General features: G+C 70.8%; 17 protein-coding genes, 1 tRNA gene and 1 pseudogene. 15 read left to right on the forward strand and 4 right to left on the reverse strand.

Annotation, left to right across the window (positions count from 1 at the left end):
• Positions 1–133 precede the first annotated feature (133 nt).
• From BLT82_RS13055 to BLT82_RS13070, 4 genes are read left to right on the forward strand one after another with little or no spacing between them, the layout of a single operon-like run.
• Positions 134–1,609, forward strand: coding sequence for a pyridoxal phosphate-dependent decarboxylase family protein (locus BLT82_RS13055; protein WP_093654147.1), 1,476 nt, complete (start codon positions 134–136; stop codon positions 1,607–1,609).
• Positions 1,593–2,873 (forward strand): lysine N(6)-hydroxylase/L-ornithine N(5)-oxygenase family protein, encoded by a 1,281-nt coding sequence (locus BLT82_RS13060; RefSeq protein WP_093654149.1) that lies wholly within the window; start codon positions 1,593–1,595, stop codon positions 2,871–2,873. The genes BLT82_RS13055 and BLT82_RS13060 overlap by 17 nt, the downstream gene beginning before the upstream one ends.
• A complete protein-coding gene (locus tag BLT82_RS13065; RefSeq protein ID WP_093654151.1) occupies positions 2,870–3,433 on the forward strand; it encodes a GNAT family N-acetyltransferase in 564 nt (187 codons plus the stop codon). Before BLT82_RS13060 ends, BLT82_RS13065 begins: the two co-directional genes overlap by 4 nt.
• Positions 3,430–5,229, forward strand: a complete 1,800-nt coding sequence (locus BLT82_RS13070; protein ID WP_093654153.1) for an IucA/IucC family protein — start codon at positions 3,430–3,432, stop codon at positions 5,227–5,229. The genes BLT82_RS13065 and BLT82_RS13070 overlap by 4 nt, the downstream gene beginning before the upstream one ends.
• 199 nt (positions 5,230–5,428) lie before the next feature.
• Here the strand turns inward: BLT82_RS13070 and BLT82_RS13075 are convergent, their stop codons facing one another.
• Entirely contained in the window at positions 5,429–7,039 is a 1,611-nt protein-coding gene (locus tag BLT82_RS13075) for a beta-N-acetylhexosaminidase (RefSeq protein ID WP_280142471.1), read from the reverse strand.
• Positions 7,040–7,226: 187 nt separating this feature from the next.
• Between BLT82_RS13075 and BLT82_RS13080 the strand changes: the two genes are divergently transcribed.
• From BLT82_RS13080 to glmS, 3 genes are all read left to right on the forward strand, one after another.
• Positions 7,227–8,090, forward strand: a complete 864-nt coding sequence (locus BLT82_RS13080; protein ID WP_093654157.1) for a DUF4429 domain-containing protein — start codon at positions 7,227–7,229, stop codon at positions 8,088–8,090.
• A gap of 125 nt (positions 8,091–8,215) precedes the next feature.
• Positions 8,216–8,491 carry a hypothetical protein gene (locus BLT82_RS13085; protein ID WP_093654159.1) on the forward strand — a complete coding sequence of 92 codons (276 nt, stop codon included), beginning with the start codon at positions 8,216–8,218 and terminating at the stop codon, positions 8,489–8,491.
• Positions 8,492–8,576: 85 nt separating this feature from the next.
• Positions 8,577–10,394 (forward strand): glutamine--fructose-6-phosphate transaminase (isomerizing), encoded by a 1,818-nt coding sequence (gene glmS, locus BLT82_RS13090; protein ID WP_093654161.1) that lies wholly within the window; start codon positions 8,577–8,579, stop codon positions 10,392–10,394.
• A gap of 115 nt (positions 10,395–10,509) precedes the next feature.
• Here glmS and BLT82_RS13095 read toward each other — a convergent pair whose 3' ends face one another.
• A complete protein-coding gene (locus BLT82_RS13095) occupies positions 10,510–11,079 on the reverse strand; it encodes a GPR1/FUN34/YaaH family transporter (RefSeq protein WP_093654163.1) in 570 nt (189 codons plus the stop codon).
• 177 nt (positions 11,080–11,256) lie between these two features.
• Entirely contained in the window at positions 11,257–11,778 is a 522-nt protein-coding gene (locus BLT82_RS13100) for a universal stress protein (RefSeq protein WP_093654165.1), read from the reverse strand.
• A gap of 1,327 nt (positions 11,779–13,105) precedes the next feature.
• On the opposite strand from BLT82_RS13100, the gene BLT82_RS13110 reads away from it, so the two are divergent.
• From BLT82_RS13110 to BLT82_RS38680, 4 genes and pseudogenes are all read left to right on the forward strand, one after another.
• Positions 13,106–14,302 carry a GlxA family transcriptional regulator gene (locus BLT82_RS13110; RefSeq protein WP_093654170.1) on the forward strand — a complete coding sequence of 399 codons (1,197 nt, stop codon included), beginning with the start codon at positions 13,106–13,108 and terminating at the stop codon, positions 14,300–14,302.
• A 10-nt stretch (positions 14,303–14,312) separates the two neighbouring features.
• The gene (orn, locus tag BLT82_RS13115) at positions 14,313–14,918 is read left to right on the forward strand and encodes an oligoribonuclease (protein ID WP_093654172.1); all 606 of its coding nucleotides are present in this window, start codon (positions 14,313–14,315) and stop codon (positions 14,916–14,918) included.
• Between the two features lie 551 nt (positions 14,919–15,469).
• Positions 15,470–15,542, forward strand: a tRNA-His gene (locus BLT82_RS13120).
• A 162-nt stretch (positions 15,543–15,704) separates the two neighbouring features.
• Positions 15,705–16,088 (forward strand): annotated as a pseudogene (locus tag BLT82_RS38680) (SMI1/KNR4 family protein); the annotation flags it as partial.
• Between the two features lie 108 nt (positions 16,089–16,196).
• Here the strand turns inward: BLT82_RS38680 and BLT82_RS13130 are convergent.
• On the reverse strand, positions 16,197–17,264 hold the full coding sequence (locus BLT82_RS13130) for a LacI family DNA-binding transcriptional regulator (protein ID WP_093654280.1): 1,068 nt from the start codon (positions 17,262–17,264) through the stop codon (positions 16,197–16,199).
• A gap of 252 nt (positions 17,265–17,516) precedes the next feature.
• On the opposite strand from BLT82_RS13130, the gene BLT82_RS13135 reads away from it, so the two are divergent.
• The 4 genes from BLT82_RS13135 to BLT82_RS13150 are packed head-to-tail and all read left to right on the forward strand — an operon-like array spanning position 17,517 to position 22,224.
• Positions 17,517–18,830: an ABC transporter substrate-binding protein gene (locus BLT82_RS13135; RefSeq protein WP_093654174.1), complete on the forward strand. Its 1,314-nt coding sequence runs from the start codon at positions 17,517–17,519 to the stop codon at positions 18,828–18,830.
• A gap of 26 nt (positions 18,831–18,856) precedes the next feature.
• A complete protein-coding gene (locus BLT82_RS13140) occupies positions 18,857–19,864 on the forward strand; it encodes a carbohydrate ABC transporter permease (RefSeq protein ID WP_093654282.1) in 1,008 nt (335 codons plus the stop codon).
• 9 nt (positions 19,865–19,873) lie between these two features.
• On the forward strand, positions 19,874–20,770 hold the full coding sequence (locus BLT82_RS13145; protein ID WP_093654176.1) for a carbohydrate ABC transporter permease: 897 nt from the start codon (positions 19,874–19,876) through the stop codon (positions 20,768–20,770).
• Positions 20,771–20,817: 47 nt separating this feature from the next.
• Entirely contained in the window at positions 20,818–22,224 is a 1,407-nt protein-coding gene (locus BLT82_RS13150; protein ID WP_093654178.1) for a GH1 family beta-glucosidase, read from the forward strand.
• Positions 22,225–22,331 lie beyond the last annotated feature (107 nt).

Here is a 22,331-nt window from a genome sequence, read left to right on the forward strand (position 1 = left end):
TTCCTTTCTGGGGAGTAGGGGCGGACGGAGCCAAGCATTCAGGTTAGGCTAACCTAAGTCCCAGTCGCCTCAGCGCCCGCCCCTGCCCCAGGGGGCGGTCCTGTCACGTCCCCGCACCGGGAGGACCCCCACCATGCGCGCGCACCTGCTCAACGACACAACGGCGGAGCTCTACCGCAGCTCCGTGACCGAAGGAGTCGAGCGGGTGGCGAACAAACTCGCCACGACCAAGCGGCCGTTCACGGGAGTGACCCCGGACGAGCTGGCCCCGACGATCGCCGCCGTCGACCTCGACCAGCCGCTCGGCGACTCCTCCGCCGCGCTGGACGAGCTGGAGCGGGTGTACCTGCGCGACGCGGTCTACTTCCACCACCCCCGCTACCTCGGCCACCTCAACTGCCCGGTCGTCATCCCCGCCGTGCTGGGCGAGGCCGTCCTCTCCGCCGTCAACTCCTCGCTGGACACCTGGGACCAGAGCGCCGGCGGCACTCTGATCGAGCGCAAGCTCATCGACTGGACCACCGGCCGCATCGGCCTCGGCCCGGCCGCCGACGGCGTCTTCACAAGCGGCGGCACCCAGTCCAACCTCCAGGCGATGCTCCTCGCCCGCGAGGAGGCCAAGACGGACGACCTGTCGAAGCTGCGCATCTTCTCCTCCGAGTGCAGCCACTTCAGCGTCCAGAAGTCCGCCACCCTCCTGGGCGTCGGCCAGGACGCCGTCGTGTCCGTGCCCGTCGACCGCGACCGGCGCATGCAGACCGTCGCCCTCGCGGCGGAACTGGAGAAGTGCCGGCGCGCCGGGCTGGTCCCGATGGCGGTCGTCGCCACCGCAGGCACCACCGACTTCGGCTCCATCGACCCGCTGCCCGAGATCGCCGCGCTCTGCGACGAGTACGGCGCCTGGATGCACGTCGACGCCGCCTACGGCTGCGGCCTCCTCGCCTCACCGACCCGGCGCGGCCTCCTGGAGGGCGTCCAGCACGCCGACTCGGTGACCGTCGACTACCACAAGTCCTTCTTCCAGCCGGTGAGTTCCTCCGCCCTGCTGGTGCGGGACGGCGCCACGCTGCGGCACGCCACCTACCACGCGGACTACCTCAACCCCGCGCCGACCGTGGAGGTGGGGGCACCTCCCGTGCCCGAAGGGCTACGGGGGAGGATCCCCAACCAGGTGGACAAGTCCCTCCAGACCACCCGCCGCTTCGACGCCCTCAAGCTGTGGATGACGCTGCGCGTCATGGGTGCGGACGGTGTCGGACAGCTCTTCGACGAGGTGTGCGACCTCGCCGCCGAGGGCTGGCGGCTGCTCGCCGGCGACCCCCGCTACGACGTCGTCGTCGAGCCCCAGCTGTCCACCCTCGTCTTCCGCTACGTCCCGGAGCAGGTCACCTCCCCCACGGAGATCGACCGCGCCAACCTGTACGCCCGCAAGGCCCTGTTCGCCTCCGGGGAGGCCGTCGTCGCCGGGACCAAGGTCGACGGCCGCCAGTACCTGAAATTCACCCTGCTGAACCCCGAGACGACCGTGGCCGACATCGCCGCCGTCCTCGACCTCATAGCCGGTCACGCCGAGCAGTACCTTGGAGAGAACCTTGTCCACGCCTCCTGAGCACCGTGGCATCCACGATTTCATCGGTATCGGACTCGGTCCGTTCAACCTCGGCCTGGCCTGCCTGACCGAGCCCGTCGACGAGCTGAACGGTCTCTTCCTGGAGTCCAAGCCGGACTTCGAGTGGCACTCGGGCATGTTCCTCGACGGCGCCCACCTGCAGACCCCGTTCATGTCGGACCTGGTCACGCTCGCCGATCCGACGTCGCCTTACTCCTTCCTCAACTACCTGAAGGAGAAGGGCCGGCTCTACTCGTTCTACATCCGCGAGAACTTCTACCCGCTGCGGACCGAGTACAACGACTACTGCCGCTGGGCCGCCGCCAAGCTGAGCAGCATCCGCTTCGGCACCACGGTCACCAGGGTCGAGTACGAGGCGGAGGACGAGGTGTACGCCGTCCGCACCGCCGCCGGCGAAACGTTCCGGGCACGCAGACTCGTCCTGGGCACCGGCACCCCGCCGTACGTCCCGGACTCCTGCCGGGAGCTCGGCGGCGACTTCGTCCACAACTCCCGCTACCTCCAGGCCAAGGAGGAGCTGCGGAAGAAGGAGTCGATCACCCTCGTCGGCAGCGGCCAGAGCGCCGCGGAGATCTACTACGACCTCCTCGCCGAGATCGACGTCCACGGGTACCGGCTCAACTGGGTCACCCGCTCCCCGCGGTTCTTCCCGCTGGAGTACACCAAACTGACCCTGGAGATGACCTCCCCCGAGTACGTGGACTACTTCCACGCGCTGCCGGAGGCCACCCGCTACCGGCTGGAGACCCAGCAGAAGAACCTCTTCAAGGGCATCGACGGAGACCTCATCAACGAGATCTTCGACCTGCTCTACCAGAAGAACCTCGGCGGTCCGGTGCCGACGCGTCTGCTCACCAACACGGCGCTGTGCACGGCCTCCTACGAGAACGGCGCTTACACGCTGGGTCTGCGCCAGGAGGAGCAGGAGAAGGACTTCGAGATCCGGACCGAGGGCCTGATCCTCGCCACGGGCTACAAGTACGTCACCCCCGCGTTCCTGGAGCCCGTGCACGACCGGCTGCGCTGGGACGGCCGGGGCCGCTTCGACGTCGCCCGCAACTACTCGATCGACACCACGGGGCGCGGCGTCTTCCTGCAGAACGCGGGGGTGCACACGCACTCCATCACCTCGCCCGACCTGGGCATGGGCGCGTACCGCAACGCGTACATCATCGCCGAGATGCTCGGCAGTGAGTACTACCCCGTGGAGAAGACCATCGCGTTCCAGGAGTTCGCCGTATGAGCACCACCGCCGCCGCCCTGGGGACGTTCTCCGTCCGTCCCCTCGACCCGATAGCAGACGCCGAGCTGCTGCACCGCTGGGTCACCGACCCCAAGGCCGCCTTCTGGATGATGCAGGACGCGAAGCTGGAGGACGTCGAGCGCGAGTACATGAGGATCGCCGCGCACGAGCACCACGACGCCTTCATCGGGCTGCACGACGGCGAACCCGCCTTCCTGATGGAGCGCTACGACCCGCGCCATGTGGAGTTGGTCGGTCTCTACGAGCCCGGGCCGGGCGACGTCGGCATGCACTTCCTGGTCGCCCCGACGGACACCCCGGTGCACGGCTTCACCCGGGCCGTGATCACCGCGGTGATGCGGGAGCTGTTCGCCGACCCGGCGACGCGACGGGTCGTCGTCGAGCCGGACGTCGGCAACAAGGCCGTGCACGCGCTCAACGAGGCCGTCGGCTTCGTCCCCGAGCGCGAGATCCGGAAGCCCGAGAAGACGGCGCTGCTGAGCTTCTGCACGCGCGAGCAGTTCGAAGCGGCCGTCGGCGATGCGGAGGTGCCGCGATGAGCACGGCGATCGACAGCGTCTCCCACCTCACCCCCGAGCTGTGGGCCGAGGCCAACAGACTGCTGATCCGCAAGGGCCTCGCCGAGTTCTCCCACGAGCGGCTGCTCGCACCGAGGGACCTCGGGGAGGGCCGCTACGCGGTGTTCAGCGACGACGGCAGGACCGAGTACCGGTTCACCGCCGGGCGGCTGGCCCTCGATCACTGGCAGGTCGAGGCGGACTCCGTGTCCCGGCACCGCGACGGTTCGGAACTCCCCCTGGACGCACTGGAGTTCTTCAATGAGCTGCGCGGCGCCCTGGGCCTGTCCGACGAGATCCTGCCGGTGTACCTGGAGGAGATCTCCTCCACCCTGTCCGGCACGGCGTACAAGCTCACCAAACCCGAGGTGTCCGCGGACGAGCTCAGCCGGGCCGGTTTCCAGGACATCGAGACCGGGATGACCGAGGGCCATCCCTGTTTCGTCGCCAACAACGGACGGCTCGGCTTCGGCATCCACGAGTACCACCGGTACGCGCCGGAGGCCGCGGCCCCGGTCCGGCTGCTGTGGGTTGCCGCTCACCGCTCGCGCGCCGCGTTCACCTCCTGCACCGACCTCGGCTACGAGAACCTGATGCGTGCCGAGCTGGGTCCGGAGACGCTCGACCGTTTCGACGCCCGGCTGCGCGGTCTCGGACTGGACCCGGCGGACTACCTGCTGATGCCCGTCCACCCCTGGCAGTGGTGGAACAAGCTCTCCGTCACCTTCGCCGCCGAAGTGGCCCGGCAGCGGCTGGTGCCGCTCGGCGAGGGCGACGACGAGTACCTGGCGCAGCAGTCGATCCGCACCTTCTTCAACACCAGCGACCCCTCCAAGCACTATGTGAAGACGGCGATGTCCGTCATCAACATGGGATTCATGCGGGGCCTGTCGGCCGCGTACATGGAGGCCACGCCCGCCATCAACGACTGGCTCGCCGGGCTGATCGCGAGCGACGACGTACTGACGGCGGCGCGCTTCTCGATCATCCGCGAGCGGGCCGCGGTCGGGTACCGGCACCTGGAGTACGAGGCCGCCACGGACCGCTTCTCCCCCTACCGCAAGATGCTGGCCGCGCTCTGGCGCGAGAGCCCGGTGGACACCCTGGAGGACGGCGAGCGGCTGGCGACGATGGCCTCGCTGCTGCACACCGACCGCTCCGGGAAGTCCTTCGCCGGCGCGCTGATCGGCGAGTCGGGACTGCCGCCCGAGGTGTGGCTGCGCCGCTACCTGGACGCGTACCTGCTTCCGGTGCTGCACTGCTTCTACGCGTACGACCTCGTCTACATGCCGCACGGGGAGAACGTCATCCTGGTGCTCGGCGAGGACGGCGCGGTGCAGCGCGCGATCTTCAAGGACATCGCCGAGGAGATCTGCGTGATGGACCCGGACGCGGTCCTTCCGCCCGCGGTCGAGCGGGTGCGCGCCGAGGTCCCGGAGAACATGAAGCTGCTGTCGGTGTTCACCGACGTCTTCGACTGCTTCTTCCGGTTCCTCGCCGCCGCGCTGGTCACGGAGGGCGTGCTGGACGAGGACGCGTTCTGGCGGACGGTCGCCGAGTGCGTCGGCGGATACCAGGCGTCGATGCCGCACCTGAAGGAGAGGTTCGCCCAGTACGACATGTTCGCCCCGGAGTTCGCGCTGTCCTGCCTCAACCGGCTCCAGCTGCGCAACAACAAGCAGATGGTGGACCTGGCCGACCCGTCGGGCGCCCTCCAGCTGGTGGGCGATCTGGAGAACCCGATCGCACGGTTCCGCCGGGAAGTGCGGCGCAAGTAGCTCCGTCCGCCCGCGGGGCGGGGGCGGGTGGGACTTCCACGCACGCCCCGGCCCTCACGGGCCACAGACCGGGCGGGCGCCCGGCGGAGTACGGTCCTCCGCCGGGCGCCCGCTCCCTCGCGCCGCCCGCGTGCCCGCCGCTTCGGGCCGCGGGCGGCGTGCTCGCTCCCCGTGCCGCGCGGGCCCGCTCACGGCCGTGTCAGCCTGCGGGCCAGGGCACCTGCGGCGAGCGGTAGTAGTCGATGCCGAGCGCCGACATCCGCGGCCCCTGCGCCGCGAGCCGCACCTTGTAGGCGTCCCAGTCGTGCGTGGACGCCGGGGACCAGCCGAGCTCGGCGACCCCGGGCAGCCTCGGGAACGCCATGAACTCCAGCTGGTCGCTGGTGGCGAGGGTCTCGGTCCACAGCGGCGCCTCGACCCCGGCGATAGCGGACGCGGGCGCACCCGGCAGATAGGCGCCCGGGTCCCAGTCGTAGGAGCGCTGGACCTCGACGTATCCCGCCCAGGCCAGACCGAGGGGGGTGTCCTTGTGGTACTTCATGTCGAGGTAGATCCGGTCGGCGGGCGACAGGACGATCCTGGTGCCGTTCCGCGCGGCCTTCGCGACCTGCTCCTTCTCCGCGGCGCTCGTGCCGTCCAGACCCCAGTACTGCGCGACCGCGCCCTCGGCGGGCGTGGCTCCGGTCAGCTGGTGCCAGCCGACGACCGTCTTGCCGTGCTCGGCGACGGCCGCCTGCGCCCGGTCCATGAACGCCACATAGTCCTCGTGGCTGGTGGAGTGGGCCTCGTCGCCGCCGATGTGGAGGTACCTCCCGGGTGTCATCGCGGCCAGTTCGCGCACGACGTCGTCCACGAAGTCGTAGGTGACGGCCTTGGGCACGCACAGCGAGCTGAATCCGACCGCCGTGCCGGTGTAGAGCGGCGGGGCGACACCGTCGCAGTTCAGCTCGGCGTAGGAGGCGAGGGCCGCGTTGGTGTGGCCCGGCATGTCGATCTCCGGGACCACCTCCATGTAGCGGGAGCCGGCGTACGCGACCAGCTCCTTGTACTGGGCCTTGGTGTAGTGGCCGCCGGGGCCGCCGCCGACCTGGGTGGACCCGCCGTAGGTGGCGAGCCGCGGCCAGGAGTCGATGGCGATGCGCCAGCCCTGGTCGTCGGAGAGGTGCAGATGCAGTTTGTTGATCTTGTAGAGCGCCAACTGGTCGATGTAGCGCTTGACCTGGTCGACGGTGAAGAAGTGCCGGGAGACGTCGAGCATCGCGCCGCGGTGCCCGAAGCGGGGCGCGTCGGTGATGGTCCCGCCGGGGACCTGCCACGGTCCGGCCTGGCGGGTGTCCTTCTCGACGGCGGCGGGCAGCAGCTGGCGGAGCGTCTGGACGCCGTGGAAGAGCCCGGCGGGCTTCCGAGCGGTGATGGTGACGCCGCCGCGGCCGGAGTCCAGCCGGTAGCCCTCCTCCCCGAGTCCCCTGTCGCGCGAACCGAGCACGAGCCGGATGCCGCCGCGGCCGCCGTCGTCGGTGACCGGCAGCGCGTACCCGGTGGACGGGCGCAGCACCGACGCGAGCGCGGCGGCGATGCGGCGGGCCTCGCGGGAGCCGCCGTCGACGTGGATCCGGGTGGCCGGCGTGAGTGTGTAGGGCGAGCCCGCCGGGCGTACGGAGGCGGGTGCCGGCACGACCTCGCCGAGCGGTCTCGGTCCGGGAGCGGGGGCCTGTCCGGGAGCGGGGGCCGCGCCGACACCGGCGACGCCGGCGGCCGCGACGAGCAGGAGTGATCCGAGGAGCCGGGGGAGCGTTCTGCGCTGTCTCACAGGCTGGGTCCCTTCGAGGGGCGTGGCGACTGTGGTGCTGAGCAACCGAACGGTCACCATGCGTACCGTGCACCCCAGGAGCGGTCAAGGTGTAGACCACTTCTCGGTACAGGTTCAGACCACCCGGATCCCTTCGCACCGTTCGCGCCGCCTCTGGACTCCGCACCTCCGGTGCGACAATCCTCCAATGGCGGAAATCATCCAGAAGGACGGCACGTGGGCCTTCGACGGGCAGACCGTGCGCATCGTCCCCGGCACCGGAAAGACGCACCCCCTGCGGCAGGCCCTCGGTGAACTGGCCGTCCCGCTGGAGGCGTTGGCCGGTGTCGCCTTCGAGCCCGGGCGCCGCGGCGGGCGGCTGCGGCTGAAGCTGCGGGACGGCAGCGATCCCCTGCTGCTGGCCGCCGACGGACGCCTGCCGGAGAGCGGAGACCCCTACCGGCTGCCGGTCGAGAGCGACCGCGGCGGCGTGGCCGAGTACTTCGTGGACGAACTGCGCAACGCCCTGCTGCTGGACCAGGTCCCGGACGGACCCGTGGACCGCTTCCTGCTGCCCGGCCCGGCGGTACCCGTCTCGGGCGGCGGCGGTGACGGCACGGCCTCCTTCGACGGGGACACGATCCGTCTGACGTGGAACTGGAAGGCCGAGGAGTCCAAGGCGTCGTCCGGGGCGAGCACCTTCCCCCTCTCCGAGGTGAGCGGGGTGCGCTGGCTGCCGGCGATCGGCCTCGAGAGCGGCCATCTGCGTTTCCTGCTCGACGGCCGGTCCGCCCAGAGGCCCGCCAAGCACGACCCGTACGCACTGGACCTGTGGGGCCTGTCACGCAAGGAGTACACCGCCGTCCTCGTCGCCGCCGCCGTGATCGCCCGGCTCCCGCACCCGAGCGCCGCCGTGCGCACGCCCGGGGAACTGCCGGCCGCGGCCCCGGCGGCGGACGATCACGACGTGCTGCTGCGGCGGCTGCGGGAACTCGGGGAACTGCACCGGGCGGGGATACTGACCGACGAGGAGTTCTCCACGGCCAAGCAGGCCGTCCTCAAGCGCATGTGAGCGGTTCGGCGAGCAACCCCGCAAGACGGGCGTAAACAGCGACTGTAACCATGATCACGCAGGAATCTGCCCGAAAACGGGCAGGAATCTTGCGTTCAGGCCCTGTGGCGCCCCAATATCTACGGGTGCTCGAACGTCGCACGTCGCATGACGACCTCATCGACCATCTGGTGCGCAGCACCGCGCTCCAGCGCGGTGAGGCGGCCCGGGTGGTGCTGGACGTGCTGGCGTTTTTCGACGAGACGACCGAGGAGTTCGTGCGCCGTCGCCACCGGGAGCTGCAGGCCGGCGGAGGCGTGAACACCGAGATCTTCGAGCGGATCGCGGCCGAGCTGCCGTACCGCGCGGTGGCTCCTCCGGAGCTCTCGCTCCGGCAGCTGCGCCGCATCGTCTACGGCTGAGCCGCCGCGAAGGCCGCGTACACCGCGCACACAGCGCGGCGTGGCCGGGCACACACACGAACGTCGTTGGAGGGGCAGAGACTCTATGTGCGGAATCGTCGGTTACATCGGGAAGCGCGACGTCGCGCCGCTGCTGCTGGAGGGCCTGGCGCGGCTGGAGTACCGGGGTTACGACTCCGCGGGCATGGTGATCACCAGCCCCAAGAGCACCGGCCTGAAGATGGTCAAGGCCAAGGGCCGCGTCCGCGACCTGGAGGCCCGGGTCCCCAAGCGCTTCACCGGCACCACCGGCATCGCCCACACCCGCTGGGCCACCCACGGCGCCCCGAGCGACATCAACTCGCACCCGCACCTGGACCCCGAGAACAAGGTCGCCGTCGTCCACAACGGCATCGTCGACAACGCCGACGAGCTGCGCGCCAAGCTGGAGGCCGACGGTGTCGTCTTCGCCTCCGAGACCGACACCGAGGTGATCACCCACCTGATCGCCCGCTCCCAGGCCGAGACCCTGGAGGAGAAGGTCCGCGAGGCGGTCAAGGTCATCGAGGGCACCTACGGCATCGCCGTCATGCACGCCGACTTCAACGACCGCATCGTGGTCGCGCGCAACGGCTCCCCCGTCATCCTCGGCATCGGCGAGAAGGAGATGCTCGTCGCCTCCGACGTCGCCGCGCTGATCGCCCACACCCGCCAGGTCGTCACCCTCAACGACGGCGAGATGGCCACCCTGAAGGCCGACGACTTCCGGACCTACACCACCAGCGGCGCGACGACCACCGCCACCCCCGAGACCGTCGAGTGGGAGGCCGCCTCGTACGACATGGGCGGCCACGACACGTACATGCACAAGGAGATCTCGGAGCAGCCGGACGCCGTGGACCGCGTGCTGCGCGGCCGCATCGACGACCGGTTCTCCACCGTGCACCTGGGCGGCCTGAACCTGGACGCCCGCGAGGCCCGCGGCATCCGCCGCGTCAAGATCCTCGGCTGCGGCACCTCGTACCACGCGGGTCTGATCGGCGCCGGGCTCATCGAGTCCCTGGCCCGTATCCCCGCGGACTCCGAGCCGGCGTCCGAGTTCCGCTACCGCAACCCGGTGGTGGACCCCGACACCCTCTACATCGCCGTCTCCCAGTCCGGTGAGACCTACGACGTGCTCGCGGCCGTCCAGGAGCTCAAGCGCAAGGGCGCCCGCGTCCTCGGCGTCGTGAACGTGGTCGGCTCCGCGATCGCCCGCGAGACGGACGGCGGCGTGTACGTGCACGCCGGCCCGGAGGTCTGCGTCGTCTCCACCAAGTGCTTCACCAACACGGTGGTCGCCTTCGCGCTGCTCGCACTGCACCTGGGCCGCATCCGCGACCTGTCCGTCGCCGACGGCAAGCGGATCATCGAGGGCCTGCGCAGGCTGCCCGCCCAGATCTCCGAGATCCTCGAGTCCGAGGACGAGATCAAGAAGCTGGCGGACGAGTACGCCGACGCCAAGTCGATGATGTTCATCGGCCGGGTCCGCGGCTACCCGGTGGCCCTGGAGGCCTCCCTGAAGCTCAAGGAGATCTCCTACATCCACGCCGAGGCATACCCGGCCTCCGAGCTGAAGCACGGCCCGCTGGCGCTGATCGAGCCGGCGCTGCCGACGGTCGCCATCGTCCCCGACGACGAGCTGCTGGAGAAGAACCGCGCCGCGCTGGAGGAGATCAAGGCCCGCAGCGGCCGGATCCTCGCGGTCGCCCACCAGGAGCAGGAGAAGGCCGACCACACGATCCTCGTCCCCAAGAACGAGGACGAGCTGGACCCGATCCTCATGGGCATCCCGCTCCAGCTCCTCGCCTACCACACGGCCCTGGCCCTCGGCCGGGACATCGACAAGCCGCGCAACCTGGCCAAGTCGGTCACCGTCGAGTAGTCCCCGCCCGGCCCCGCGCCGGCAGACGGCGACCCCCTTGCGCACGCCACCAGTGCCGCAAGGGGGTCGCCTCTTTCGTCGTCGGCGTCGAACGGTCACGCCGGCGGCCCGCCGCTCAGCCGGTGGCCGTCACACCCCGGCCTGCGGCACGCCCCGAGAAGGTGGGCCAGTGCGCCAGCGCCGCGGTGGCGCCGTACCAGGCCACGAGACCCGCGACCGCGGCGGCCCAGCCGCCGGCCTTCGCCAGCCCGTCGTTACCCGCGAACGAGGCGATCGCGAGGAGCAGCATCGACACGCACAGCAGCCCGTACACGCCCTGGCCGAGGATCCCGCTGCCGGACGCGCCCGCGGTGAGCGTGAGCGCCAGGAGCGCGAACAGGAGCATGAACAGCCCGGCGGCCTCCGCCGAGACCTCCGCGCCGGTGCCGGTCCCCCAGGTGAACCAGAAGGCACCGAGGCCCGCGAAGGCCGTACCCGTACCGCCGTTGCCCGCACGGAACTCGAGCAACCCGACGACGAACAGTGCGACCCCGCCCACCCAGGTCGCGAGGGCTGCGGCGTCGGACGCCGCGACATTGTCGATCACACCGGTGTTGCCGACCCCGAACGCCAGCAGCGTCAGGCCCAGTGCGAGGTGGCCGAGAGTGGTTGACGTGGCGCTTCCCGCGGAGACGTCCTTGTCCACGGCGGGCTCCCTTCGTGCGCGCTTGGTGCTGATTCCCAGCCACCCTTATCTACCCTTCACAAGCGCACAATCCACCCCGTACGGATGAGTAGCCATGACGGTCGTCAAAAAGTTACAAAACCCGCCCCGACCTGCGAGAACGATGATGCGAAAGGGGTTCGAGCGGCCTCTTGGGGGCTACGGGATGACGATGACGGGCCGCTGTGCGCGGCGGGCCAGCCGTCCGGCGACCGAGCCGAAAATGCGCCCCACGATGCCGTTCGTGGAGCCGACCACGATGGCGTCCGCCGAATACTCCCGGCCGACCTCCTCGAGCTCGTGGCAGATGTCCCCGCCGCGCTCGACGAGGATCCACGGAACCTCGGAGAGGTAGTCGGCACAGGCGAGTTCGAGCCCCAGCACCTCGGTGCGATGGTCCGGGACGTCGACGAAGACCGGCGGTTCGCAGCCCGCCCACACCGTGGTGGGAAGGCGGTTGGCGACGTGCACGATGATCAGGCCGGAACCGGAGCGCCTGGCCATGCCGATCGCGTACGCCAAGGCCCGCTCGCTGGAGGTCGATCCGTCGAAGCCGACCACGACACCGTGCCGGAAGGCGGGATCACACGAATGGCGCGACTGTTCCGCCGCCTGCAGATCCGACACGGGGTCGGCGACCTGCTTGCGGTCCGCGGGTTCGGGAATTTCGTGACCGGCCATCGGTTGTCTCGGCGTTCAGATCCTCATGGGAGGGCGACGGTTGGCGGCGGAGCTCTGTCCGGGAATCATCTTCCCAACCCCATACCCCCAAGGGTACGGCGCCACTCCTCGCCTGCCCAGAGCCCGGGAGTCCTGCTCCCGGCGGGCCAAGGAGCATGCGTCCCAGGGAGCATGCACGAGCACGCTCCGTATGGCAATGGCGCCTGCACCGTACAGGCTTCCGCCCGGCACACCCGCCGCACCACCCCCGACCCGCGGTCGGAGCGGAGGCGCGGAGTCCGCAGACGGGCGGCGGTCCCCGAAGAGCCGCCACAAGAAGAAGACGCGGCAGTGACCGGAAGGCACCCTTCCTCGTTGGCCTCTCGTCGCCCACCGACGAGACGGACCCGCCACGTCCGGCGCACACCGGCGCATCCCCGCCGCACCTCCCCCGCACCTCCCCCGCACGCCCGCCACCAGGAGTTTCCGTGCCCGCATCCCCGGCCGCCCGCACCTCCGCACCCGCCCCCGGCCGGGCTCCCGCACGGGGACGCCGGAGGGCGCCGCGGACGGCGGCCGCACGCCCGGCGGCCGACCCCGCTCCGGCCGACCCCGCGGCACCCGGAAGGAGCCGCCGGAGGGCCGAGCGCACGGGCTTCGCCCCCCGATCCGCCGGCGACGGCCGCGAGAAGCCGGCGAGCGCCGCCTCGCACGCCCCGGCGGGCGACGCCGCGGACGAAGTGGTTCGATGGGCAACTTTCGGCTGCGCCGTCGTCCCGGTCGTCCTTGTGGCATACGGCACATCCGTCGGCGGCGCCGCCGCGGTCGCGGCCGGCCTGGCCGCCGTGATCGGCGCCTGCCGGGCGCTGATGCGCCGGTCCGAGCGGGCAACGCCGCGGCCCGCGGGGCCGCGAGGACGCCGGGGCGGCGCGCGTCGGGCACGGGGCGGGCCTCGGGGCTGACGGATTCGCACGCACGGACCCGTAGCTTTTCAGCCAACTTCGTCTGCTCGGGCGTTCCTTGGAGAAATGGCCCGTCAACCCCCGTGCCACCAGGGAGGAAAGGACCGCACGCACCGCTCGCACCCTACGGGGATGGGCCATGCATGCGTCGCGCACTTCCCTGCGCGCCCTCCGGATGAAACGCTTCGTGATCGAATGCTTCGCGCCAAGTTGCCTTGTCGACAATGTGCCGGTTCCGGAACTTGTCACGCCGGCACCACGGGACGCAGTAGATTCGATCATGAGTATCGAAGGCTGGGGACTCGTGCAAAACCGAGGGGAAACGTGCAGGAGCGACAGGCCCGACAAGAACGGGGAGACGCGAACACCGAGGGGGGCTTAGCGTCATGAGTCAGGACTCCGCCGCGCCGGAGGCCGTAAGGAAGCTGTCCGGGCGCCGCCGCCGGGAAGTCGTCGCGGTGCTGCTGTTCAGCGGCGGTCCCATCTTCGAGAGTTCCATTCCGCTCTCGGTGTTCGGAATCGACCGCCAGGATGCCGGAGTTCCCCGCTACCGGCTGCTCGTGTGTGCCGGTGAGGAGGGCCCCCTGCGGACCACAGGGGGACTCGAACTCACCGCGCCGTACGGGCTGGAGGCGATCGGCAGAGCGGGCACGGTCGTCGTGCCGGCCTGGCGGTCCATCACCTCACCACCGCCACCCGAGGCGCTCGACGCCCTGCGCCGCGCCCACGAGGAGGGCGCCCGCATCGTGGGGCTGTGTACAGGGGCGTTCGTGCTGGCCGCAGCGGGGCTGCTGGACGGCCGCCCGGCGACCACGCACTGGATGTACGCGCCGACGCTCGCCAAGCGCTATCCGTCGGTCCATGTGGACCCGCGGGAGCTGTTCGTCGACGACGGCGACGTCCTCACCTCCGCCGGCACCGCGGCCGGCATCGACCTCTGTCTGCACATCGTGCGGACGGACCACGGCGCGGAGGCCGCCGGGGCACTGGCCCGCCGGCTCGTCGTCCCGCCGCGGCGCACCGGCGGGCAGGAGCGCTATCTCGACAGGTCTTTACCCGAGGAGATCGGCTCCGACCCGCTCGCCGAGGTCGTGGCCTGGGCGCTGGAACACCTCCACGAGCAGTTCGACGTGGAGACCCTGGCGGCCCGTGCGTACATGAGCAGGCGGACCTTCGACCGCAGGTTCCGCTCGCTCACCGGGAGCGCTCCCCTGCAGTGGCTGATCACCCAGCGGGTGCTGCAGGCGCAGCGGCTGCTCGAGACCTCCGACTACTCAGTCGACGAGGTCGCGGGCCGGTGCGGCTTCCGCTCGCCGGTGGCGCTGCGCGGGCACTTCCGCCGCCAACTGGGTTCCTCCCCGGCCGCCTACCGGGCCGCCTACCGGGCCCGGCGTCCGCAGGGCGATCCGGTGGGGTCGGCGGCGGATCAGCACGTCGTACCCGCCCAGGCATCCGCTGGGCACACGAGACGGCCCCCGGCCGGCACGGGTGCGTCCCCAGGATCTCCGGAACCGGGCAAGCCGGGCTCGGACTCCTACGCCCCAGGGCGTCCGGCGCTCCCCGGCCAGCGGAGTGCGCCATAAGGTAGGACGCATGAACGATCGCATGGTGTGGATCGACTGCGAGATGACCGGGCTCTCGCTGGCCGACGACGCACTCATCGAGGTGGCCGCGCTGGTCACCGACTCGGAACTGAACGTGCTCGGTGAAGGGGTGGACATCGTGATCCGCCCGCCGGACGCGGCGCTGGAGACCATGCCCGAGGTGGTGCGGCAGATGCACACCGCCTCGGGCCTCCTCGACGAACTCGCGGCCGGCACGACCCTGGCCGACGCCGAGGAGCAGGTCCTCGCGTACGTGCGTGAGCACGTCAAGGAGCCGGGGAAGGCGCCGCTGTGCGGAAACTCGGTCGGCACCGACCGCGGTTTCCTGCTCCGAGACATGCCGAAGGTGGAGGAGTACCTCCACTACCGGATCGTCGATGTCTCCTCGGTCAAGGAGCTGGCGCGCCGCTGGTACCCGAGGGCGTACTTCAACAGTCCCGAGAAGAACGGCAACCACCGGGCGTTGGCCGACATCCGCGAGTCGATCGCCGAGCTGCGCTACTACCGCGAGGCGATCTTCGTCCCCCAGCCGGGCCCGGACTCCGACACGGCGAAGACGATCGCGGCGCGCCACGTGGTGCCGGCGGCCCAGTAACCCCGCACCCGCCGGGCGGAGCAGCGACGACTGCCCGCCCGGCGCGCGTGTGTCCGGGGGCGGTGGGCTCGGCGTCCCTGCCACCCTCCACTCCTGCCCGGCTTCCCGCTCCGGAGGCCCGGGGCTGTGTGACGGGACTCGGGGGCTGTGCGACGTGACCGTCGCACCCAGGCGCCCATGCCCGGATCCGGCGGACGGATCCCGATGCCCGCGCCCCGCTTTCCGGGCCGTTGCCGTCGTGCACGGACCCGTACCGCGCCCGCACACGCGACCTCCGTGCCCACGTCTCCGCGGGACGCCGGCGCCGGCATCCGCGTGGAGCGGCCGTACGGTGACACGGGCGCCTGGCCCCGGCGTCCCCGCACGGGTCTCGCGCCGCACCGGGGCCCGGACCGGTGCCGCGCGGCCGCACGGGCCCGTACGCCCCAGGTCGCGCTGCCCGTCCCGCCGCGCACGCGGGGCACGCGCCGGGCCGACGTAAACGCGGGCGCGAGCACCCTCCCGGACCCTGTACACTTTTTCTCGGCCGGTCGGGGAAACGACCGGTCGTGGTGGGTGTAGCTCAGCTGGTAGAGCACCTGGTTGTGGTCCAGGATGTCGCGGGTTCGAGTCCCGTCACTCACCCTGAACGACGAAGGGCCGATCCGTACACACGGATCGGCCCTTGGTCATGCGCGGGTCCTTTCGCGCGACGCCCCGGCCGACGGGCGGAGGATCGTCCGCGGTGCGGAGCCGCGGACTCCTCACCACCCTCGCCCGGGGCTCGGGCCCCTGACGGGATCGCCTATGCGGCGCGAGTGGACCCTGGGCCCGGTGCCGAACGCGGAACCGGGCGGGCCGGCATCCGACGGGCTGCCGGCCGAAGCCGTACGCGCGCTGGGCCAACCGCTGCCCGACGAACTCGCCGCGCTGCTCCGCGAGTGCGACGGTGTCCGCGACGAGTACGGCACCGACGGCGTCTGGAGCGCCGAGCGGATCATCTCGGACAACGTCCTGTTCCGCACCGCACCGGATTTCGCCGACCTCTACCAGCCCTTCGATCCGCTGATGCTCTTCGGCGACAACGGCGGTGGCGACCGGTTCGCCTTCGTCCGCACCCCTCCGCGCACAGACGTCTTCGTCTGGGACCACGAAACCGACGAGCGGCTCTGGGTCGCCGGGGAGCTGCACGGCTGGCTGAAGCGGGTCCTGGCGGACGAGGGCGACTGGTGGCGCGGCCGAGTCGGAATCCGAGTCGGAGTCGGCACAGGCTTCGGCGTGCCGTCGCCGGGCCCGCCGTCAGGACGAGTCCCGGACCACCAGCTCCGTCGGCAGGATGATCCTCGGCCGCTCCGGTCCGCTGCGGTCGGCGATCTCCTGAAGGAGGAGGCCGGCCATCCTGCGGCCCATCTCCTCGATCGGCTGACGGACGCTCGTGAGGGCCGGGTCCATATGGCGGGCGACCGCGGAGTCGTCGAAGCCGACCAGGGCGACGTCGTCCGGGATACGGCGGCCGGCCTCGCGCAGGACCTGGCGGGCGCCGGCGGCCATGACGTCGGAGGCGGCGAAGACCGCGTCCAGCGAGGGACAGCGGTCCAGCAGGGCGCGCATGGCACGGCTGCCGCCCTCCTCGGTGAAGTCGGCCGGCGCCACCAGCCGCTCGTCGACGACCGCGCCCGACTCCGCGAGTGCGTCGCGGTAGCCGTCGAGGCGGCACTGGGCACCGTAGACGTCGAGCCGCCCCGTGATGGTCGCGATGGTCCGGCGGCCCCGGGCCAGCAGATGGGCGACGGCGGCGCGGGCGCCCCCGGTGTTGTCGGAGTCGACGGCGGCGAGCGGATCGGCCGCCGAGCGGCGGCCGCTGATGACGGCAGGGATCCCCAACTGCTCCAGCAGGTCGGGCAGCGGGTCGTCGGCGTGCACCGACACCAGCAGCACGCCGTCCACCCGGCCGGCTGCGAGGTAGTCGGCGAGTCTGCGGCGTTCGCGGTCCGACCCCGCGAAGGTGAGCAGCAGTTGCATATCGGTGTCGGCGAGGGCGGCGCCGACCCCGCGCACGATGTCGGAGAAGTACGGCTCCGCGAAGAACCGTGCTTCGGGCTCGGGGACGACGAGCGCGATGGCGTCGGTGCGGTTGGCGGCGAGCGACCGGGCGGCGCGGTTGGGTACGTAGCCGAGTTCGGCGACGGCCGCCTCGACGGCGGCCCGGGTCGCCTCGCTCACCCGCGGCGAGCCGTTGATCACCCGGGAGACGGTGCCACGGCCGACGCCGGCCCGTGCGGCGACCTCCTCGAGGGTCGGTCTGCCCCCGCTGCGGCCCGAAGTCCTGGTCCCTCCGCGGGAGGCCGTGCGTGCCCCACCACCCACGGGGAAACCGGCATTCCGGCGATCGACCATGATCCGCCTCCCGTTCTCCCTGCCCCAGAACATTACGCGCCGGGAGCCTTGACACCCCTGCGGGGAGCCGCGACCCTTCAAGCCATCACGTATGGGAGCGCTCCCACCGTACCTGACTCATTCAGAACCCGCACGTTCCCCGCCCGAGCCGCAGCTCCAACCGATGGGCGCACCGTGAGAGTTGGCCGGGGGGTCGGCACGTCAGGGCACTAGGAGGACGCAATGCGCAGGACCGTAATCCTGGCGGTCGTAGCGGCGCTCGGCGCCGGGCTGCTGGCCGGCTGTGCCGAGGACAGCGAGGAACCGGGCGGCAGCTCCGCGAACGGCGGGGGCGGCGGCAAGGGCAAGACCACGATCACCGTGGGGGTCTTCGGGGCCTTCGGGCTCAAGGAGGCCGGGCTCTACGACGAATACATGAAGCTCAACAAGAACATCGAGATCAAGCAGACCTCGATCGAGCGCAACGAGAACTACTACCCGCAGTTGCTCACCCACCTGGGCAGCGGCAGCGGTCTGGCCGACATCCAGGCCGTCGAGGTCAACAACATCGCCGAAATCACGGCCACCCAGGCGGACAAGCTCGTCGACCTCGGCAAGGCCGAGGGTGTCAGCAAGGACGCCTTCCTGCCGTGGAAGTGGGCACAGGCCACGTCCAAGGACGGCAAGACCGTCGGCCTCGGCACGGACATCGGCCCGCAGGGCATCTGCTACCGCAAGGACCTCTTCGCCAAGGCCGGTCTTCCGACCGACCGCGAGGCCGTCGGCAAGCTCTGGGCCGGCGACTGGAACAAGTACCTTGCGGCCGGCAAGCAGTTCAAGGCCAAGGCGCCCAAGGGCACCGCGTTCGTGGACTCCGCCTCCGGCGTCATGGCCGCGATCACCGGTAGCAGCGCCAAGCGGTTCTACGACGAGAACGGCGAGGTCGTGTACAAGACCAACCCGGCCGTGAAGGAGGCCTGGGACATCGCCGCCGCCTTCGCGACGGAGGGGCTGACGGGCAAACTGCAGCAGTTCACGCCCGCCTGGGACCAGGGCTACGCCAACGGCACCTTCGCCACGGTCTCCTGCCCGGCGTGGATGCTCGGCTACATCCAGGACAAGGGCGGCGCGGCCGGCAAGGACAAGTGGGACGTCGCACCCGCGCCGAAGCCCAGCAACTGGGGCGGTTCGTTCCTGATCGTGCCCGAGGCCGGCAGGAACAAGACCGAGGCGGCGAAGCTCGCGGCCTGGCTGACCGCGCCCGAGCAGCAGGCGAAGCTCTTCGAGAAGCGCGGCAGCTTCCCGAGCGCCAAGGCGGCGTACTCGCTGCCCTCCGTGTCGGGTGCGAAGCACGACTACTTCGGCGGCGCGCCGATCGGCGAGATCTTCTCCCGGGCCGCGGAGGGCATCCCGGTCACGATCGTCGGCCCGAAGGACCTGGTGATCGCCCAGAACCTGGCCGACGTCGGCATGCTCCAGGTGGACCAGAAGGGCCGGTCGTCCAAGGAAGGCTGGGACGCCGCCGTGAAGGCCATCGACAACGCACTGGACCAGTGACCGGACAGGTGACGCCAGTGACCGGCATGGCCAGTGACGCCGCTGCCACCGCGCCCTCCAAGGAGGAGGGCGCGGCCCCGGCGCAGCGGCCCCCCGCCCGGGACCTCGCCGCCGAGCGGCGCCGGGCGCGGCGGAGCCGCTGGTACCGGCGGGACGTGCGGTGGAGCCCGTACGCCTTCGTCGCCCCCTTCTTCCTGTTCTTCGCGGCCTTCGGGCTGTTCCCGCTGCTCTACACCGGCTGGGCCTCGCTGCACCGGGTGGAGCTGACGGCGCCGACGGACATGGAGTGGGTGGGCCTGCGGAACTTCTCGCGGCTGATCGAGGACGAGTTCTTCTGGAACGCGCTGAAGAACACCTTCACCATCGGGATCATCTCGACGGTGCCGCAGCTGCTGATCGCCCTGGGCATCGCGCATCTCCTCAACTACAAGCTGCGCGGCTCGATGTTCTTCCGGGTCGCGGCCCTCACCCCGTACGCCACGTCCGTCGCGGCGGCCACGCTCGTCTTCGTCCTGATGTTCGGCCGGGACTACGGGATGATCAACTGGGCGCTGGGCCTCGCCGGGATCGATCCGGTCGACTGGCAGAACGGCGAGTGGACGTCCCAGATCGCGGTCTCGACGATCGTCATCTGGCGCTGGACCGGCTACAACGCGCTGATCTACCTGGCGGCGATGCAGGCGATCCCGAACGATCTGTACGAGTCCGCCGCCCTCGACGGCGCGTCCCGCTGGCAGCAGTTCGTGCATGTGACCATCCCGTCGCTGCGGCCGACGATCCTGTTCACGTGTGTCGTGTCGACGATCGGCGCGACGCAGCTCTTCGGTGAGCCCCTGCTGTTCAACGGCGGCGCCGGGGCGACGGGCGGCGCCGACCACCAGTTCCAGACGCTCGGGCTCTATCTGTACGAGCAGGGCTGGGTGAACCTCCATCTCGGCCGGGCCTCGGCGATCGCCTGGACGATGTTCCTGATCCTGTTGCTGATCGGCGCGGTGAACTGGCTGCTCGTCCGCCGGCTCCGCAAGAGCGCCTGAGGGGCTGACGTGCTGAAGACCACCGAAGAACCGGCCATCACCGGGCCTGCGACCACCGCCAAGCGCCCGCGGATCCGCGCCGGCAGGCACCTGCACGGCGGGCGCATCACCCATGCCGTGCTGATCGTGTTCACCCTGGGCTCGCTCTTCCCGCTGGTGTGGACGGCGATCGCGGCGTCCCGCAACAACACGCGGCTGGCCCAGACGCCCCCGCCCTTCTGGTTCGGCGGCAACCTGTTCAAGAACCTCGAAATCGCCTGGACCGACGCCAACATGGGCACGGCGCTGCTCAACACCACGGTCGTGGCGGGGTCCATCGCGGCGGGCACGGTGCTCTTCTCGACCCTCGCCGGCTTCGCCTTCGCCAAGCTCCGCTTCCGGTTCAAGAACCTCCTGATGCTGCTGGTGATCGGCACGATGATGGTGCCACCGCAGCTCAGCGTCGTCCCGCTGTACATGCTGATCGCGGAGCTGTCCTGGACCGACCGGCTGCAGTCCGTCATCCTCCCCACGCTCGTCAGCGCCTTCGGGGTGTTCTTCATGCGGCAGTACCTCAGCGAGGCGCTGCCGACGGAGCTGATCGAGGCGGCCCGGGTGGACGGGGCGAGCAGCTGGCGGGTCGTGTGGCACGTGGTCTTCCCGGCCGCCCGGCCGGCGATGGCGGTGCTCGGGATGCTCACCTTCGTGATGGCGTGGAACGACTTCTTCTGGCCGATCATCGCGCTGACCCAGAACGGCAGTCCCACGGTCCAGGTGGCGCTCACCGGACTGGGCCGCGGCTACATACCCGACCAGTCGGTGATCATGGCCGGTGCACTGCTGGGCACGCTGCCGCTGCTCATCGCCTTCGTGATCTTCGGCCGGCAGATCGTCGGCGGCATCATGCAGGGCGCGGTCAAGGGCTGACGCCGCCTCCACCTCCTTCCTCCTTCGCACACATCGGGAGCTCCTCCATGTCCGTCAGCTTTCCGCCCGGCTTCCTGTGGGGCACCGCCACCGCCGCCTACCAGATCGAGGGCGCGGTGCGGGAGGGCGGCCGTACGCCGTCGATCTGGGACACCTTCAGCCACACGCCCGGCAAGGTGGAGAACGGGGACACCGGCGATGTCGCCGTGGACCACTTCCACCGCCGCGCGGACGACGTCCGGCTCATGTCCGAACTCGGAGTCAACGCCTACCGGTTCTCCGTCTCCTGGCCGCGGGTCCAGCCGACCGGCCGGGGCCCGGCCGTCCAGCGCGGACTCGACTTCTACCGGGCGCTCGTCGACGACCTGCTGGACCACGGGATCACGCCCGTGCTGACCCTGTACCACTGGGACCTGCCGCAGGAGCTGGAGACGGCCGGCGGCTGGCCCGAGCGCGACACGGCGCGCCGGTTCGCCGACTACGCCCGTATCGTCGCCGAGGCTTTGGGCGACCGGGTGGAGCGGTGGACCACTCTCAACGAGCCCTGGTGCAGCGCGTTCCTGGGGTACGCCTCGGGGGTGCACGCCCCGGGCCGCACGGATCCCGTGGCCTCGCTCCGCGCCGCCCACCACCTGAACCTGGGCCACGGGCTGGCCGCCCAGGCGCTGCGCACCGCTCTGCCCGCCCGCGGCCAGGTGTCCGTGAGCATCAACCCCAGCGCGGTCAGGGCCAGGACGGACTCGGAGGCCGATCTCGACGCCCGGCGCAGGATCGACGCGCTGGCCAACCGCGTCTTCACCGACCCGATGCTGAACGGCACGTACCCCGCGGACCTCCTCGCGGACACGGAACGCCTCACGGACTGGTCGTTCGTCCACGGTGACGACCTGGCCGTCATCCGGCACCCCCTCGACTCGCTGGGCATCAACTACTACTCACCGTCCGTTGTATCCGCCGCCACTGACAGTGACGGCACTCCGGAGCGGAGCGACGGCCACGGCGGAGGCGCGCACTCCCCCTGGCCGGGCGCCGACGCGGTCGCCTTCCACCAACCGCCCGGCGACGTCACGGACATGGGCTGGCCGGTGGACCCGACCGGCCTCCACGACCTGTTGATGCGCTACTCCCGCGAGGCCCCCGGGCTGCCGCTCGTGATCACCGAGAACGGCGCGGCCTACCCCGACAAGCCGGGCGACGACGGCACCGTCCACGACCCCGAGCGGATCCGCTACCTCCACGGCCATCTCTCCGCCGTGCACCGCGCGATGGCGGACGGCGCCGACGTCCGGGGCTACTTCCTCTGGTCCCTGCTGGACAACTTCGAGTGGGCGTACGGCTACGGGAAGCGCTTCGGCGCCGTGTACGTCGACTACGACACCCAGACCCGCACCCCGAAGTCCAGCGCCCACTGGTACGGCGAGCTGGCCCGGACGGGAGTGCTCCCCGACTGCTGACCGCCCAACAGGACGCGCGCCCCGGCCGGGTGGGGGGTCACCGGCCGGGGCGCGCCGTGGGGGGTTTCGTGGCCGCGGATCACCGGTGGGGCGGGAGGGGACCCCAC

This window comes from Streptomyces wuyuanensis, assembly GCF_900103455.1.
Classification (GTDB): Bacteria; Actinomycetota; Actinomycetes; order Streptomycetales; family Streptomycetaceae; genus Streptomyces; species Streptomyces wuyuanensis.